Annotated in this window: 11 protein-coding genes; 7 read left to right on the top strand and 4 right to left on the bottom strand. The window is 65.8% G+C overall.

Going from position 1 to position 15,063, the window contains the following annotated elements; genetic code table 11:
* Window positions 1-386 precede the first annotated feature (386 nt).
* Entirely contained in the window at window positions 387-1,283 is an 897-nt protein-coding gene (locus tag OZ403_RS14680; RefSeq protein WP_268784458.1) for a hypothetical protein, read from the bottom strand.
* A complete protein-coding gene (locus OZ403_RS14675) occupies window positions 1,280-2,428 on the bottom strand; it encodes a hypothetical protein (RefSeq protein WP_268784457.1) in 1,149 nt (382 codons plus the stop codon). Before OZ403_RS14675 ends, OZ403_RS14680 begins: the two co-directional genes overlap by 4 nt.
* Before the next feature lie 359 nt (window positions 2,429-2,787).
* Here OZ403_RS14675 and OZ403_RS14670 point away from each other — a divergent pair, with 359 nt between their 5' ends.
* From OZ403_RS14670 to OZ403_RS14655, 4 genes are read left to right on the top strand one after another with little or no spacing between them, the layout of a single operon-like run.
* Window positions 2,788-3,231 carry an AHH domain-containing protein gene (locus OZ403_RS14670; RefSeq protein WP_161604881.1) on the top strand — a complete coding sequence of 148 codons (444 nt, stop codon included), beginning with the start codon at window positions 2,788-2,790 and terminating at the stop codon, window positions 3,229-3,231.
* Complete coding sequence (locus tag OZ403_RS14665) at window positions 3,231-3,821, top strand: imm11 family protein (RefSeq protein ID WP_268784456.1); 591 nt, start codon at window positions 3,231-3,233, stop codon at window positions 3,819-3,821. The genes OZ403_RS14670 and OZ403_RS14665 overlap by 1 nt, the downstream gene beginning before the upstream one ends.
* 42 nt (window positions 3,822-3,863) lie before the next feature.
* Window positions 3,864-4,388 (top strand): DUF6484 domain-containing protein, encoded by a 525-nt coding sequence (locus OZ403_RS14660; protein ID WP_442929777.1) that lies wholly within the window; start codon window positions 3,864-3,866, stop codon window positions 4,386-4,388.
* A 6-nt stretch (window positions 4,389-4,394) separates the two neighbouring features.
* Window positions 4,395-5,687, top strand: a complete 1,293-nt coding sequence (locus OZ403_RS14655) for a TIGR02270 family protein (protein WP_268784455.1) — start codon at window positions 4,395-4,397, stop codon at window positions 5,685-5,687.
* Here OZ403_RS14655 and OZ403_RS14650 read toward each other — a convergent pair.
* Together OZ403_RS14650 and OZ403_RS14645 are read right to left on the bottom strand one after the other, a co-directional pair.
* Window positions 5,675-7,204 carry a pyridoxal phosphate-dependent decarboxylase family protein gene (locus OZ403_RS14650; RefSeq protein ID WP_268784454.1) on the bottom strand — a complete coding sequence of 510 codons (1,530 nt, stop codon included), beginning with the start codon at window positions 7,202-7,204 and terminating at the stop codon, window positions 5,675-5,677. The genes OZ403_RS14655 and OZ403_RS14650 overlap by 13 nt on opposite strands.
* A gap of 17 nt (window positions 7,205-7,221) precedes the next feature.
* Window positions 7,222-8,829: a xylulokinase gene (locus OZ403_RS14645; protein WP_268784453.1), complete on the bottom strand. Its 1,608-nt coding sequence runs from the start codon at window positions 8,827-8,829 to the stop codon at window positions 7,222-7,224.
* Between the two features lie 235 nt (window positions 8,830-9,064).
* On the opposite strand from OZ403_RS14645, the gene OZ403_RS14640 reads away from it, so the two are divergent.
* The 3 genes from OZ403_RS14640 (at window position 9,065) to OZ403_RS14630 (ending at window position 15,014) form a co-directional block, all read left to right on the top strand.
* Window positions 9,065-9,628: a ferritin-like domain-containing protein gene (locus tag OZ403_RS14640; protein WP_140790447.1), complete on the top strand. Its 564-nt coding sequence runs from the start codon at window positions 9,065-9,067 to the stop codon at window positions 9,626-9,628.
* A 63-nt stretch (window positions 9,629-9,691) separates the two neighbouring features.
* Entirely contained in the window at window positions 9,692-11,194 is a 1,503-nt protein-coding gene (locus OZ403_RS14635) for an ArnT family glycosyltransferase (protein ID WP_140790445.1), read from the top strand.
* A 256-nt stretch (window positions 11,195-11,450) separates the two neighbouring features.
* Window positions 11,451-15,014 carry a PepSY domain-containing protein gene (locus tag OZ403_RS14630; RefSeq protein ID WP_268784452.1) on the top strand — a complete coding sequence of 1,188 codons (3,564 nt, stop codon included), beginning with the start codon at window positions 11,451-11,453 and terminating at the stop codon, window positions 15,012-15,014.
* Window positions 15,015-15,063 lie beyond the last annotated feature (49 nt).

Below are 15,063 nucleotides of genomic sequence, written 5' to 3'. Positions count from 1 at the left end.
CTGCTCAGTGCCAGATCCACACCCTGAAACTCCATCGGGCGCAGCTCGCCGCGTAGTGGCGGTGCCGCCAGTTCCAAACGGGCGGAGCGCCACCTCTGCTGCAAGGAGCCCATTATCCGGCTCCTTGCCCGTTACCCCGACACGCTCCTAGCCCCTCTCCTGGGCTCCAGCAATACCGTCCAGCGGCATCGCCAACTGCGTGGCATCCGGGGTGTCTTTTGAGCGCCGTCATCCACCGGAAGCGGCCAGTCTCCATCCGTGTATACAACCGCACGAAGTCGCACCGGCTCCGCGTCAGCAACTGCTCGATCCCACCAAATCTGCGCACGACGTGCCCGCGCAGGGCGCGGGCACGCCACTTCGCGCTTCTCTACATCGACTGAAGTCTACTGCGTCTTGCCAGTCACATCGGTCAGACGCTCACAATTTGTACTGAAAATGGAACGAGCATAGAACGGCGCCTGCTCCCCCTTCTTTCTCGACTTCTCCATCGCGAGAAGGTTCACCCAAGAATCTGCAGAAGCCTTGCAATAGTACTCCCGTGCCAACTTCAGATCCCCTGACGCTTCGGCAAGCATGGCCCGCCGATTCAAGCACGTTGCTGCCGTTCCTGGTTGAGCCGCTGGTAAATACTCATTCAGGACCGTGAGGGCCTTTTCAGGATTCCCTATCGCGTCGAAGTAGTCGGAGTTCGCCAGTGCACGAGGACAGCCTTCGTTTGCAGGTTGGTCTAAAGACGGCTCTTCCACGGAAAGCACCTGGGATGTGTTAAGAGTCCCTGTCCATCCACCAGTCGCGACGCGCGCTGTGTCCAGCTTGGCATTGACAAAGTACTTGCCGGTGGCCAGTTTTGCCGTTTCCTCTGGCGGCAAGACGTAGCGCAAGAGCAAGCTGGATTTGTCGGAAGACAAAGTCAATTGGCGCGGGCGGATACTTATTTTCTGAAGTGGGAGGTGCGTCTGTTCGTTTTTCCGGTTCTGTCGAAAGAGAATTTCAATGGACAGGTGCTCTTCCCATCCCTCGCGAGGGGGATTAATGACGAAAGCTCCTGCGGAACGCACTTGTTCTTCTGTCGTGACTGCTCGCGGCTGAAACAAGCCGATCGACAAGACGAGCGGCCATCCCTTTCGAAGGTGTGCAGTGTTGAATTCGATAATAAGCTCTGGATTGGTCTCAGGCGAGCGTGTTCCTTGCGGTTCTCCTGGCATGGATGCCTGAGCACGTCCGCCATGAAGTCCAAGCAACATGAGAAACAAGGCAGTTTTTGTGATGTTTTGGATCATGGGGCGTTCTGGGGAATGTGTGCGTGAGCATCATTGATGCAGACCCGGTGTATGCAGTTGCCGCGATTGGGCGCAGCATGTCCGTGGCGCGAAGGTCGGCTCTCTGGAGGGGAGTAGTCAGGTCTCACGGTTGCATTGAAAGTCTTGCCGAGGCCATCTGAACACAACTGCGTTCCCGGCGTTTCTCTTGGAAGAATGAGAAATCGCTCCGCAGACGGCTTGCTGTTCCATTTCACTGCGTTTGCTCCGTAATATCGTATTAGGCAATTCTCGTCTCCTCCGAATCGACTACCCTTCGTTGGATCTGTGACTTCGATCGAGAGTAGTAGCATTTGCAATGGATTTGCCAGGATTGGAGCTAGACTCCCGTCCGCCTCCATTCGCAGAGTAATAGGAACTCCTGGCGCAGGAGTTGCGGTGGAGATTTCAAGATAGTCAGTGAGTTGAGGTATCCAGGTGACGAAATCGTGGCCATTTCCCCCGTGATGAGGGACGTTGGCGCTATGTGCGAGTTCATGCGCAACGGTGCCTGCGATGTCCCCAGGGTCGGTCATCTGCCCGATCTCAATCATGGGAATGTTGACGGGGCTACTGGGGCCACGGTGTGCCTGTGATACGACGGACAATGGGTTGATTGACGGAATGAGCATGATGATGTGCTGATCAACGCGATGCCGTCCACCTTCGTGTAATGCATTGAAGTTGATGACGCGCTTGGAAGGGTCGATATCAGAGGGGTCTGATGCCTGTTCAAAATCAGCCTCTCTGTAGTTGGAATGGACATTGAGCCCAGTCGCGTTCTTGAATGTCTGGATTCCTGCGGTCACTTGAGTGAGTATTGATGGGTAGGGGTGAAGTCCATTGTAAACATGGAATTCAACCTTGGCTGGATCCGTGGTCCCCCATTGCCCGTTCGCAACAAAGCCACGATACTCCTCATAGAGAGTCAATCCATCGCCGGAATGTCCATCACCAGCGCCCCCGCTCAAGGTCTCTTCATCTGAAGAGTCAGGAAGGTCCGCCACCCCTGCCGCCAGTTTCCAAGAGTCCGCGATATATGACGTGCTTTCCCGTTTGGGAATACGCATTGGATTGTCGCCAGTGTCTCTGAATCGAGCCGTCAGAACCGTGCCATCTTCCAGCACAGCTTCTGCGGTAACTGAACCATAGGCTCCCCAGTCGAATCAACCGCTCCGTTTGTTCCGCTCCGGCATTCAACTCCTGCCATGCGGCGTCGAACGCGGCCAGGTCCCCTCTGCTCGCTCCCTCCACCCCTCGGTGGGCGCGCCTCAGCGTCTCCTCCAGCGCCTTGACGCTGTCCTCGAATCCTTCCGGCACTTCGATGGTCACCTTTGGCATCGTTGGATGTCCTCCAGTGGCACAACTCACCAGTGGCCTCGCATGCTGCCGACCATCAGGCCTCCGGTGGTCCCCTTGCCTGTCAGCTCGCTCGCTGCTCAGTGCCAGATCCACACCCGTTGAGCAGTTGGACAGCACCTCGACCTTGAAGGACAACGCCGTCCTCGCAGGATGGGACATCAACGGTATTTCCAACGGGATGCTCCTGCCCAAAGACGAGGCGGACGTCGCGCTCCACCTCCTGCAGCAGCACAACGGCAGCCATCCTGGCGCATACACCTCCCCCATCGCAGATCTCTTGGATGACATCGAGAACGCGTACGCGGAGGTCTGCCAGGGCAAGGAAGATGTCGCATTACAGCTCGCCCTTGCAGAGCAGTTGAAGCAAGCTTCGGTGTTCGTCCAGACTCAAATCCTGGGCATCCGGCAACAAGCCAGTGGCGTGGAGTTCTGGGGGCTGCACTTGAACTCGCTGTCGGTCTATACCAGCGCGGTTCGCACCCTGGAGGATCGGCGGCAACGTTATATGGAGCAGCAGCGACAGCAGATCCTCAAGAACACGCAACGCAAAGCCTCGAAGGGAGTCTGATGTACCACGTCATTCGCTATGGGCCCGCCGAAGACAACGCAGCGAGCCTGTACCTGGATCCCATTCCGGGATTCGAAAAGAAGAAGGTGTCGTTCATGAGCGGCGCCAGGCTGGGGCCCCTGCCTCCTCTGACCGCGCGAAAACGCGTGGGCGCCGAAGGGGACATGGTGGACTACATGAGCGCGTCTCCCGCCACCCTGGTCTTTTCCCCTCGCTTCCGCGAGGCCCTGGCATCAGCCGGAATCGACAACGTCGATTACTACCCGCTGACGTTCATCGACGAGTCGTCAGGCAAGAAGACGTCCGGCCATCAGGCGGCCAACATCGTCGGCCTGATTGACTGCATGGACCGGCAGACGTCGGTCTTCACGCCCATGGCCGGATTCCCAGCGGAGCCCCTGGGCAAGAACACCATCTTCGAATTGAAGGAACTGCATTTGGCCCCCCAGAAAATCCAGGGGGCGAAGCTGTTCAGGCTTTTCGGGAAGCCGTCCGTCCTCATCGTCCACGAGTCAGTGAAGGAAGTGCTCCAGAAGTCAGGCATGCGAGGGTTTCAGTTCAAACCCGCCGAAGGCTACGCGGGCGTCTGACAAGCGGTCGCGAGGCAAGTCCCCAAGGCAGGAGAAAAGCCGATGCGCGCAAAGGATGGAGAAACGGTTCCGTTCGTAGGAGATGCGGAAGAACCGCGTGTCGACTCCCGGGGGCCACGGGTCGGCTGGCTCGTGGGAGTGGATGGAGCGGGCAATCCACAGGTGGACTTCGAGGGAAATACGGCGGGTCCCCTTTGCGCGCGCACCATCATCCCAATGAGCCCCAAGGTCCTGGCGGACGCCACCGCGCGAAGGCCAGGGGCGGTCCTGCTCTTCGAGCAGGATGACCTGTCGCGGCCGGTGCTCATCGGGTTGCTTCAACCGGCGTCCACCGCGCCCTTGGTCGAGGCATTGCTTTCGGGAGCAGCCGACTCCGAATCCGCCTTGGATGCCCATGTGGATGGCCGGCGAGTCGTCCTGGAGGGGAAAGAGGAGGTCGTGCTCCGGTGTGGCGAAGCCACCATCACGCTGCGGCGCAATGGGAAGGTCGTCATCCGGGGCGTCCAGGTCGAAACCCACGCCACAGGCACCAATCGCATCAAGGGCGCCTCGGTGAAGGTCAACTAGGTGTCCATGATTCTCTGGGACATCCTCGAAGAGCATCTCAACGAAGCAGCCTTTCTCTGGGGACAGTGGGAACGTTCGCTACGCTCGCATCGGTACGTGCTGCGAGAGGTCATCGACGGGCCTGAGGAGCGATTGCTGGCGCACGTGGAAGGCCTGCGCGAGGGCGGAGCGCTCGCCATCGAGCGGCTGCTGCGACCCGCGCTCGAAGAAGAGGAGGCCGGCCTCTTTTGTACCGCTGCCTTCACGTTGCTGTCGGATTCGATGGCGGCGCATCTCGACACGCTGCTGGATGGCTTTGACGAGGCTTCGGAGCAGCGACAGTCCTGCATCCGCCGCGTGCTGGAACTGGGAGGGGGCGAGGCCCTCACGGCACGGCTGGAGAAGATATTGACGGAAGGCACGGCCCCCGCGTCCGTACTTGCCACCGCGCTCGATGCCGTGAGCCTCCGGCAGCCGCATCCCCGTGTCGAACTGAAACCGTTCTTGTCCAGCGAGGTCCCCCGGCTCCAGGCCGCCGCTCTGCGCGCGGTGGGCCGCTGGCTGTCGCCACTCGACACTGCGGCGATGGCGCGCCCCCTGGACTCTCCCGACGCGTCCGTCCGCGACGCCGCGCTCGTCGCGGGGCTGTTGCTGGGCCGACGGGCGGCATGGAGCGCCTGCAGGCACTTCGTCGATGCCCGCGCACCGGCCATGGCGCGAACTGCACTCCTCGTGGCGATGGGAGGCCAACCCAAGGACATCGAGATGCTGACGAAGGCGCTGGGTGCGCCCGAACTCCAGGGGGACGTGCTCCGGGCACTGGGAACCAGCGGGAGTCCGGCGGCCGTCGAGGCCTGCCTCCCCTTCTTGCGAAATCCAAAGGTGGCCCACCTCGCGGCCGAAGCCATCTCCACCATCACGGGCCTGGTCGTGGAAGGACCCTTCCGTCGGGAGGCACCAGACAATGAGGGGGATGAGGACGATGCCCCGCTCGTCCCGGCGCCCGAGGACGAACTGCCATTCCCCGACCACGAGGCCATTGAGGCCTGGTGGAGGGAGCAGCGAAAGCGCTTCATGCCGGGCACGCGCTATCTACACGGACAACCGATGACCGCCGCACTGATACTGGAGGCACTGCAACAGGCACCCATGTTACGGCGGCCTGCCCTTGCTCTGAATGTCACCATTCGCAGCAAGGGAGCCGTCCGACTGAATCCCGATGGCTTCGCCCAGGAGCAATGGGCGCAGCTCTCGCGGCTGCGCCCAGCATCCATCTCCCATCCCGCCCAGCCCTATTCGGACTTCGTTCAGACCTTGTAGAGCAGGTCCATGTACTTCTTGAGCAGGTCGCTCACCAGACCGCGGAAGGGCACGGAGGCCGCCATGCCGTACACGGGCGCCATCGTCCCCTTCGCGCTGGGGTGGGACTTCACGTAGTCCACGGCGTCGCGCAGGTCGACCAGGAACTGCTCCGCGACGCCGGGCTGCGTGTGGCGCAGCGTGACGCACAGGTGGACGGCGGACGGCTTGTGCAGGCCGTTGAGGTTCCACCCGTGCTCGCTGATCCGCTCCATCACCTGGAAGATGTCCAGGGACTCCGAACCGAAGGCGATGACGAACAGCGGGTCACCCAGCACGTGCAGCTCCGGGATGTCGCGGATGCCCTTCTTGATGGCCGCCGCCGTCTCCAGGATGTGCCGGGTGGCGTCCAGGTAACCCTGCTCCCCCATGCTCACCAACGCGGCCCACGCCGAGGCGATGAGCGCGCCCGGCCGGCTGCCGGAGAAGGTGGGCGAGAAGTAGATGCCACCGGGCCAGTCCGTCGCCGTGAAGTACTGGTGCGAGCGCAGCTCCGTGCCCCGGTACAACACCACCGAGGACCCCTTGGCCGCATAGCCGAACTTGTGTGTGTCCACGGACATGGACGTCACGCCCGGCAGGCGGAAGTCGAAGGGCGGAACGTCGTAGCCCAGCTTCATGGCGAAGGGCAGCACGAAGCCGCCCAGGCACGCGTCGGTGTGGAAGCCGATGCGCTTCTTGCGCGCAATCTCGGACAGCGCCTCGATGGGGTCGATGACACCGTGCGGAAAGCCGGGCGCCGAGCCGATGAGGACAATGGTGTTGCGGTTGATGGCCTTGCGCATGGCGGCCACGTCCGCGCGGTAGTCCGGGCCCACCGGCACCCGCACCATCTTGATGCCGAAGTAGTGCGCCGCCTTGTCGAAGGCCGGGTGCGCGCTGGCGGGCGCCACCATCTCCGGCCTGGTGATGCCCTTGGTGTCCCGGGCCCAGTCCCGGTACGTCTTCATCGCCAGCATGATGCTCTCGGTGCCACCGGACGACATGGCCCCGCAGATGCGCGCCTCCTCCGGCTGCCCCGCGTTCGCCACGTCCGCGCCGAGCATGCTGGCCGTCATCGCCACCACCTCCGCCTCGAACTTGGTGGCGCTGGGCCACAGGTCGGCGTGCAGCGGGTTGCTCTGCGAATGCAGCGCATAGACGCGGTTGAGGAACGCGATGTGCTCCGCGTCACCGTTGTACACGCCGCCGGACACGCGGCCCTCGCGCCAACGGTACTCCTCCTGCGACTCCAGGGCCTGGAGCTCGCGCAGCACGTCCTCGCGCGGGCGCCCCGTCGGCGGAAGGTGGTCGAACGACTGCATCTTCCCGCGGTAGGGCTTGAGGCCGCTCTCCAACTCGGACAGCAGCGAGCCCGTCTCCCGGTTGAGCAGGCCCTTCACGCCCGGAACCGCCTTGAGATAGCGCTCCGCCGCGGACAGCAGCCGCGGCGGGACGTGGTTGAGCAGGCTCAGCGCCTTCAGGTCTGGAAGTGCCATGGCGAACTCCTGGGGGTTCAGGCGCTTCGCGCGCGATTGAGCCGCGCGAAGATGGCCTTGTTGTGTTTGTAGATGTTGACGAACTCGCGAAACAGCTCGTCGTAGAGCGCCGCGTTCTTCGAATCCGGATGAAAGGTGCGGGCGACCGGCACGAGCGAGGGAATCTCCTCCACCGTCAGCCGCCCCAGCGCCACCGCGGCCTGGAACGCGGCGCCTCGTGCATTGGCGAGCACCGGCTCATCCACCTGCTGCACCACGCGGCCCAGCACGTCCGCGTGAATCTGGCACCACAGCGCGGAGCGGGCCCCGCCGCCGATGATGCGCAGCGAGTCCAACCGCCGGCCCACGAACTGCTCCACATAGGTGAAGAGCCAGCGCGAGTTGTAGGCCACGCCCTCCATCACCGCCCGGACCATGTGCGCCCGCGTCGTCTTCAGGGACTGGTTGAAGAAGCCGCCACGCAGCGACTTGTCGTCCACCGGACTGCGCTCGCCGTTGAGCCAGGGCAGGAAGATGAGCTGGTCGCTGCCCGCGGGGACGTTGCCCGCCTGCGCCTCCATCACCCGGTAGAGGTCCGGCGCGTCACCGCTCGTGCCCGCCTCCGCGTCCCGGCCATAGAGGATGTTGTCCTTGAGGAAGGTGAGGCAGATGCCGGCGGACTCCTGCTCGTTGGCCAGCAGGTAGCGCCCGGGCAGGGCGGACGGCAGGGACGCCATCTGGTGGAAGAGGTCCGTCTTCTTGTAGGGCACGTGACAGCACAGCCACGACGAGGTGCCCACGCACAGGTGGGGCTCGAAGTCCCCCACTGCCCCAGAGCCCACGGCGGCGGCGAGGATGTCCGGCGCGCCCGTCACCACCTGCACGTCCTCACGCAGACCCAGCTCGCTCGCGGCCTGCGCCTGGAGCGGCCCCAATACCGAGGAGGCAGGGACCAGGTCCGGGAGCTTCTCCCGCTCGAGCCCCGCCAGCTTCAGCAGCCGGTCGTCATAGGCGATGCGGCCCAGCGCGCGGTTGTCCGTCACCCAGTGCAGGGTGATGGAGTCATACGAGGCGGCGCAGCGGCCACTCAGCTTCAAGTTGAGCCAGTCCTTCGGCTCCAGGAACTTGTACGTCCGGCGGTACACGTCCGGGCGCGCGCGCCGCAGGTAGAGGATGTGGCCCACCGGGTCCTTGCCCGACAGGCTGGGCACTCCGCCCGACAGGCGAATCCACGTCATCAGGCGGCGGACGTCGTAACCCTCTACGGAGAGGAAGCCGCCCACCGCGCGCTTCACATCCGGCGCTCCGCGCGAGTCCATCCAGATGAGCGCGGGGCACACGGGCGTGCCGGACTCATCCACCGCGACGGTGCCGGACCACTGCGAGCTGCAGTTGACGCCGATGACGTCCTCTGCGCGCACGGCCCCGGAGGCCAGCAGGCGCCGCGTCGCCAGGACGATGGCGCGCCACCACGCCTCCGGCTGCTGCTCGGCGCCCCCATCCGGGAGCAGGGACAGCTCCAGCGGCTCCACGTCACCGCCCAGAATCCGTCCCCTCAGCGTGACGGCCGCCACCTTGACGGCGGACGTCCCGAGGTCGATGGCCAGGATGGACTGTTCACTTGCGTGGGACACACTTCCCTCCATGCCGGGCGTCAAGACAGACCGGGCGGGCGACTGCCGCGGCGGCCGAGTCTAGGAAACGAACGCGTGCAGCCTGCCACCGACGCGTGGAAGTTCGTCGTTTTTCTGAAAGCCCGGAAGAAGTCCCCGAGCCCTCGTCCGCCCCCGGGGCGTGGTGGCGGACCGTTCCTCCCGTGGGTGGCTGCGACTCGCCCCGCCCTTCCTACCTTTGCGCGAGGCCCAGAACAGGGGGACCACCATGGCCGAAGCCCAGCAGCCCTTCCTCACGGACATCACCGAGATTCGCCGCCGCGCCCGGGAGCACCTGGAGGAAGGCGCCATCACCGAGGACTACGAGGGCGACGTCAACGCCACCATCAAACTGCTCAACGACGCGCTGGCGACGGAAATCGTCTGCGTGCTGCGCTACACCTACCACTACGTCGCCGCGGTGGGCATCCAGAGCGAGTCCGTGAAGGACGAGTTTGGAGAGCACGCCCGCGAGGAGCAGCAGCATGCGCTTCGCATCGCCGAGCGCATCAACCAGCTCGGAGGCAAGGCGGACTTCAATCCCGAAGGTCTGCTGACCCGCAGCGCCAGCCAGTACGCCGAAGGGCAGAACCTGGTGGACATGATCAAGGAGAACCTCATCGCCGAGCGCATTGCCATCCAGACGTACCAGGAGATGGTGCGCTACTTCGCCAACCATGACCCGACGACGCGCCGGATGATGGAGGACATCCTCGCCAAGGAGGAGGAGCACGCCAACGACATGCATGACCTGCTGGTGGCGCACCAGGGCAAGCCGCCCCTGCGGAGCTGAGCGCCGCCTGGCCGCCGCGCTCGCGCCTGGCTAAGGTGGCGGGCAACGCGTCCGGGGGGTGGCATGCGCAGGCGCTTCACCGCTGTGAGCGAGCTGTGTCGGCGGCACCCGGTGGCCCTGGGCGCCGCCGTGACTTTCAGCCTCAGCCTGCTGCTGCGCTGGCTCTACCTGCAGGCGTCGCCCGACCGGACCTGGCCCTTCTCCATCTTCTTCTACGGCGACGCGCGCTTCTTCCATGCCTACGCCGCCGACCTCGCGCGGGGGCACACCGGGCCCGCCACCCTGCCCTACCACCCGCCCCTGTTCCCCTGGCTCCTGGGGCTGCTCTACCGCGTGCTGGGCCCGCCGCAGGGCAGCGCCTACCCGTACAAGCTCGCGCTGGCGCTGCTGAACGCGGGCACGGTCGCCTTCACGGGGTGGTGGTGGCGCAAGGTGCTGGGCACCGGATGGAGCCTGCTGGGCGCCGCCCTCTTCGCGTGCAGCTTCGGCTGGCTGGTGCTGTCCACCACGTACAGCAACGAAGTGCTCTACGTCTTCTTCCTCTCGGCCACCTGCGCGCTGATGCTCCAGCACCGCGCGGGCCCCACGTGGACGGGCGCCGTGCTGCTGGGCGCCGTCATGGGCCTGGGCTCGCTCACCCGCGCCGAGCACCTGTACCTCTGGCCCTTCCTCCTCGCCTGGGCCTGGCTCTACCGAGGCGCCATGCCCGCGCGGACACTGGCGCTGCGCTGGGGCGCGGCCCTGCTCGTCACCGCCGTCGTGCTGGCCCCCTGGGCAATCCACAACGCGCGCGTGCTACGGGAGCTCAACGCCCGGACGCCGCACCTGGAGCCGCTGCCCGTGCTGGCCCCCGTCACCGTGTACGGCCCCATCAACTTCGCCATGGCGAACCACGCCGCGGCCACCGGGGGCTTCACGCCCGACAGCGTCAACCAGATGGGCCAGGAGGGCTTTCTGGACGTGGCCAACTCCGCCCAGCGACACCTGCTGCTGCACGGGTACGCGGAGGGGCTCGCGTGGATGCGGGATTACCCGGCGGACGCGGCGCGTCTGTGGTTGGCCAAGCTGGACCGCTGGCTGGACGGCTTCCGGCTGGGTCTGGGGGCCTCCAACCTGCCCGCGGGACTGAACGGCGCCCGGGCCCCCGTGGACGTCTTCGTGCCGGAGAGCGCGTGGCTGAAGTGGCCGCTCACCCTGCTGCTGCTCGCGGGCGCCGCGCTGTCCTTGCGGCCCGCGTGGCGCGGCTTCGCGCTGTTCACCGCGGTGCTGCTGCACCGGGCCCTCATCACCGTCGCCTTCTTCGGCTACACGCGCGGCCTGCTCGCCGTCTTTCCCGCGCTCATCCCGTTGCTGTTGCTTCCGCTCGTGGTGCTCGCCACACGCGCCTCCGCTCAGCGGTGGGCCACGCGGCTGCCCGCCGTCGCCGCCGCCGCGTTGCTCTTCTTCTGGGTGGAGGCCAGCGTGCTCGCGCTGACCGCGCCCCGGCGCTTCATGGCCAGCGGGAGCACCGACCGCTCCAGCGGCAAGCTCATCCAGGATGACTGGGTGCGCATCTGGCCAGACTGAAGGCGATTCGCGCCCTCATGGGAAAACTTCAATCCCGCGGGATGACAGCCCGGTTCGTGCACGGCGGTTCGAACGCCAGGCACGCCACCAGTGAACACTTCTAAGTCCCGTTATTCTTGCAAAACTTTCTTCGGGAATAGCGAACGGAATCCCACGTATTCAGATTTAATTTCACACCCGGTATGGGCGTTGACGTGCTCCGTGCAGGAGCCACCGCGAGGGCATGTGCCTCCGCGGGTCCGCAGAGGAGAAACGCATGCGCCACACACGGGTGTCAGCAGCATGTCTCGTCCTGCTCCTATCCACCTCCGCCTGGGCCTTCAAGCCACCTGACAAGGGACAGAGCGCCGTCGCCGACAAGGCTTTCTTCAAACCAGAGCTGTACCTGCCCATCCAGAACATGCCGTTGCAGCAAGCCCGCCAGCAGATGAACTCGCTCGGCGCCGACGCGTGGGACGACTTCTTCAAGCGCAATGGGCGCGAGTTCAACGTCTACGTCGACCCGCGTACGGGAACGCCCACCGCGGTGCAAGGCACCATTCCCCTCATCCCGGGTGACGGCTTCAACAACAAAGTCACCATGGACCAGGTCCGTGAGTCCATTGGCCGCTCCATCGCGAACGTGGACGAGGCCGCCGTCGGTGACATCATCTTCAAGTTCATCGCGGACAACCAGTCCGCGTTCAACGTCGACCTGATGCAGATGGGCAACCCCCGGGTGACGTACGTCAACGACGACCTCATCCAGGTCCACATCTCCCAGCAGGTCAACGGCGTCCCCGTGCGCCACGGGCGCATCGCGGCCACCATCAGCCACGGCAACCTCATCCTCATCGGCACCGAGGCCTGGGCCAACGTGCGCATCGACACCCGCCCCCGGCTGGCCCCGCAGGACGCGCTGGTGTCCGGCAACGGCTTCGTGGGGCTGAGCACCAGTCCCCAGACGCTGTGGCAGCAGCCCACGCTGGAGATTGCCCCCGTGGCGCTCAACGGCGAGTCCTTCAACGGCGCCGTCGGCACCGGCTACGAGCACCGGCTCGTGTACACCTACGGCTTCTCCGAGGCCGGCGGCAACGAGCGCTGGAAGACGACGGTGGACGCCCAAACGGGCGAGGTGCTCGCCGTGGAGGACGACAACCACTACTTCGACGCGCAGATCAAGGGCGGCATCTACCCGACCACCAACATCGACATCTGCACCTCCAACGAGACGTGCGGCACCATACAGCCCAACTCGCCCATGCCCTGGGCCAATACGGGCCTGCCGGCGCCGAACAACTTCACGGACGGCGCGGGCGTCTTCAACTACAGCTCCGGCACCGTCACCACCACGCTTGCGGGCAAGTACGTGCGCATCAGCGACTCGTGCGGCGCCATCAACGTCAGCTCCTCGGGCAACATCGACCTGATGGGGAACGGCCACGACTGCAACGTGCCTCCGGGCACTTCGCCGGGCAACACCTCCGCGTCCCGCTCCAGCTTCTACGAGCTGAACAAGCTGGCCGAGCAGGCCCGCGGGTGGCTGCCCACCAACACCTGGCTCCAGGGCCAGCTGCTCTCCAACGTCAACATCAACAGCACCTGCAACGCCTTCTGGAACGGCAGCTCGGTGAACTTCTACCGGAGCGGCGGCGGCTGCCGGAACACCGGTGAGATTGGCGCCGTGTTCGACCACGAGTGGGGCCACGGCATCGACGACTTCGACGCCAACGGCTCGCTCAGCAACTCGTCGGAGGGCTACGCGGACATCGCGGCCATCTACCGCCTGCAGACGTCCTGCGTGGGCTATGGCTTCTTCCAGACGGTCAACACCGGCTGCGGCCTGACGCCGGACGGCACGGGCTACAACCAGCAGGAGGCGCAGGTCTCCGGCCAGTCGTGGTGCAACACCAAGTGCTCCGGCGTGCGTGACGCGGACTGGGCCGCCAGCGTGCCCAACATCCCCGCCACGCCGCAGAACTTCGTGTGCCCCATGTGCAGCTCCGGCTCCGGCCCGTGCAGCCGCCAGGTCCACTGCGCGGCCTCGCCCGTGCGTCAGGCGGCCTGGGACTTCGTCACGCGCGACTTGACGGCGCCGCCGTTCAACTACGACTCCAACACCGCCTTCATCGTGGGCAACAAGACGTTCTACCAGGGCAGCGGCAACGTGGGCACGTGGCACGCCTGTAACTGCACGGCGGGCACGTCCGACGGCTGTGGCGCCACCAACGGCTACATGCAGTGGCTGGCGGCGGACGACGACGACGGCAACCTGGCCAACGGCACGCCGCACATGTCCGCCATCTACGCGGCGTACAACCGGCACCGCATCGCGTGCTCCACCCCGACGGTGACGAACAGCGGCTGTGCCGCCGGTCCCACCGCGGCGCCCGCCAACACCACCGCCACCCCGGGTGACGGGCAGGTCAGCCTGAGCTGGAACGCGTCCGCGGGCGCCACCCAGTACTGGGTGATGAAGACGGAGGGCTTCGCGGGCTGCGACTTCGGCAAGGCGAAGGTCGCCACCGTCACCGGCACCACCTACACGGACGGCGAGGTCGCCAACGGCCGGCAGTACTGCTACTCCATCGTCCCGGCGTCCTCCAACGCGTGCTACGGCGCCGCCAGCGCGTGCACGTGCGCCACGCCCGTCTGCGCCGCGCCCGGCACGGCCGTGCTCGCCGCGCCCTCCGGCGGCGCCACCGGCGTGGAGCTGTCCGCGGTGCTGGATTGGAACGACGTCTCCGGCGCCTCCACATACGAGGTGCAGGTCGCCACCGACGCGGCCTTCGCCAACGTGGTGGCCAGCACCACCGCGCTGACGGCCAGCACCTGGACGGTGTCGCCAGCCCTGGCCACCAGCACCCCGTTCTACTGGCGCGTGCGCGCGAGCAACTCGTGCGGCGGCGTGGGCGCCTGGTCCGCGGCGTCCACCTTCACCACGCGCGGCTGCGTCGCCCTGGCGGCGCCCACGCTGAGCAGCCCCGCCGACGGCGCCACCGGTGTCGGCACGTCCGCGGCGCTCGACTGGAGCGACGTGCCCAGCGCCGCCACCTACGAGGTCCAGGTGGCCACGGACTCGGCCTTCACCAATGTGGTCCGCTCGGCCACCGCCCTGACGGCCAGCGCGTGGACGGTGACGCCAGCGCTGAGCAGCAGCACCCCGTACTACTGGCGCGCACGGGCAGCCGACTCCTGCGGCACCAGCGCCTACAGCACGGCGAGAAGCTTCACCACCACCAACATCTGCACGCCGGTGGCCGCCACCTACAACGCCACGCTGCGGGCCCCGTCCTGCGGCAACGTGTGCGGGTGTGACACCGGGACGGTGCTCGTCAACGGCCGCGGCACCCTGTCTGGCGGCGCCGAGCCCAACCAGCCCAACACCATCAACGCCTCCTGCGCGGACGGAAACTCCGGAACCTACCACAGCGATGAGAGCGTCGACCGTGTCGTCCTCCGCACGGTGGACCACAGCGCCTTCTCCGTCGGCAAGCAGGTGACGGCCGAGGTGACGGTGTGGTGCTGGGGCACCACGGACCGCTTCGACCTGTACTACACGACCAACACCTCCGCGCCGTCGTGGACGGCGCTGACCACGGACGTGGCCTGCACGGGCAGCGGTGCGCGGACCTTCACGCACACCTTCAACCTGGGCGCCACCGCGGGCAACCACGCCATCCGCGCGCAATTCCGATACGGCGGCACCGCGAGCTCGTGCACCGCCGGTAGCTACAACGACCGCGACGACCTCGTCTTCGGCGTGTCGGCCGCGGTGGCCTCCTCGGCGCCGGAGAAGACGCGCAGCGTGCAGGGCCGCTCGACGCAGGCGGCCCGTTGATGAACGAACCCCGTCACCCGGCGTGACGGCGGAATGAACGCGAAGGGCC

The organism is Myxococcus sp. NMCA1 (assembly GCF_026810205.1).
In the GTDB taxonomy this organism is placed as follows: Bacteria; Myxococcota; Myxococcia; order Myxococcales; family Myxococcaceae; genus Myxococcus; species Myxococcus xanthus_A.
This window is presented reverse-complemented; position numbering and strand designations above follow the sequence as displayed.

Excerpts from the sequence above, each read along its gene's own strand:
- OZ403_RS14665 (WP_268784456.1), top strand. The coding sequence starts at position 3,231 with ATGTACCACGTCATTCGCTATGGGCCCGCCGAAGACAACGCAGCGAGC.
- OZ403_RS14645 (WP_268784453.1), bottom strand. The coding sequence starts at position 8,829 with ATGGAGGGAAGTGTGTCCCACGCAAGTGAACAGTCCATCCTGGCCATC.
- OZ403_RS14635 (WP_140790445.1), top strand. The coding sequence starts at position 9,692 with ATGCGCAGGCGCTTCACCGCTGTGAGCGAGCTGTGTCGGCGGCACCCG.
- OZ403_RS14655 (WP_268784455.1), top strand. The coding sequence starts at position 4,395 with ATGATTCTCTGGGACATCCTCGAAGAGCATCTCAACGAAGCAGCCTTT.
- OZ403_RS14660 (WP_442929777.1), top strand. The coding sequence starts at position 3,864 with ATGCGCGCAAAGGATGGAGAAACGGTTCCGTTCGTAGGAGATGCGGAA.
- OZ403_RS14630 (WP_268784452.1), top strand. The coding sequence starts at position 11,451 with ATGCGCCACACACGGGTGTCAGCAGCATGTCTCGTCCTGCTCCTATCC.
- OZ403_RS14650 (WP_268784454.1), bottom strand. The coding sequence starts at position 7,204 with ATGGCACTTCCAGACCTGAAGGCGCTGAGCCTGCTCAACCACGTCCCG.
- OZ403_RS14640 (WP_140790447.1), top strand. The coding sequence starts at position 9,065 with ATGGCCGAAGCCCAGCAGCCCTTCCTCACGGACATCACCGAGATTCGC.
- OZ403_RS14680 (WP_268784458.1), bottom strand. The coding sequence starts at position 1,283 with ATGATCCAAAACATCACAAAAACTGCCTTGTTTCTCATGTTGCTTGGA.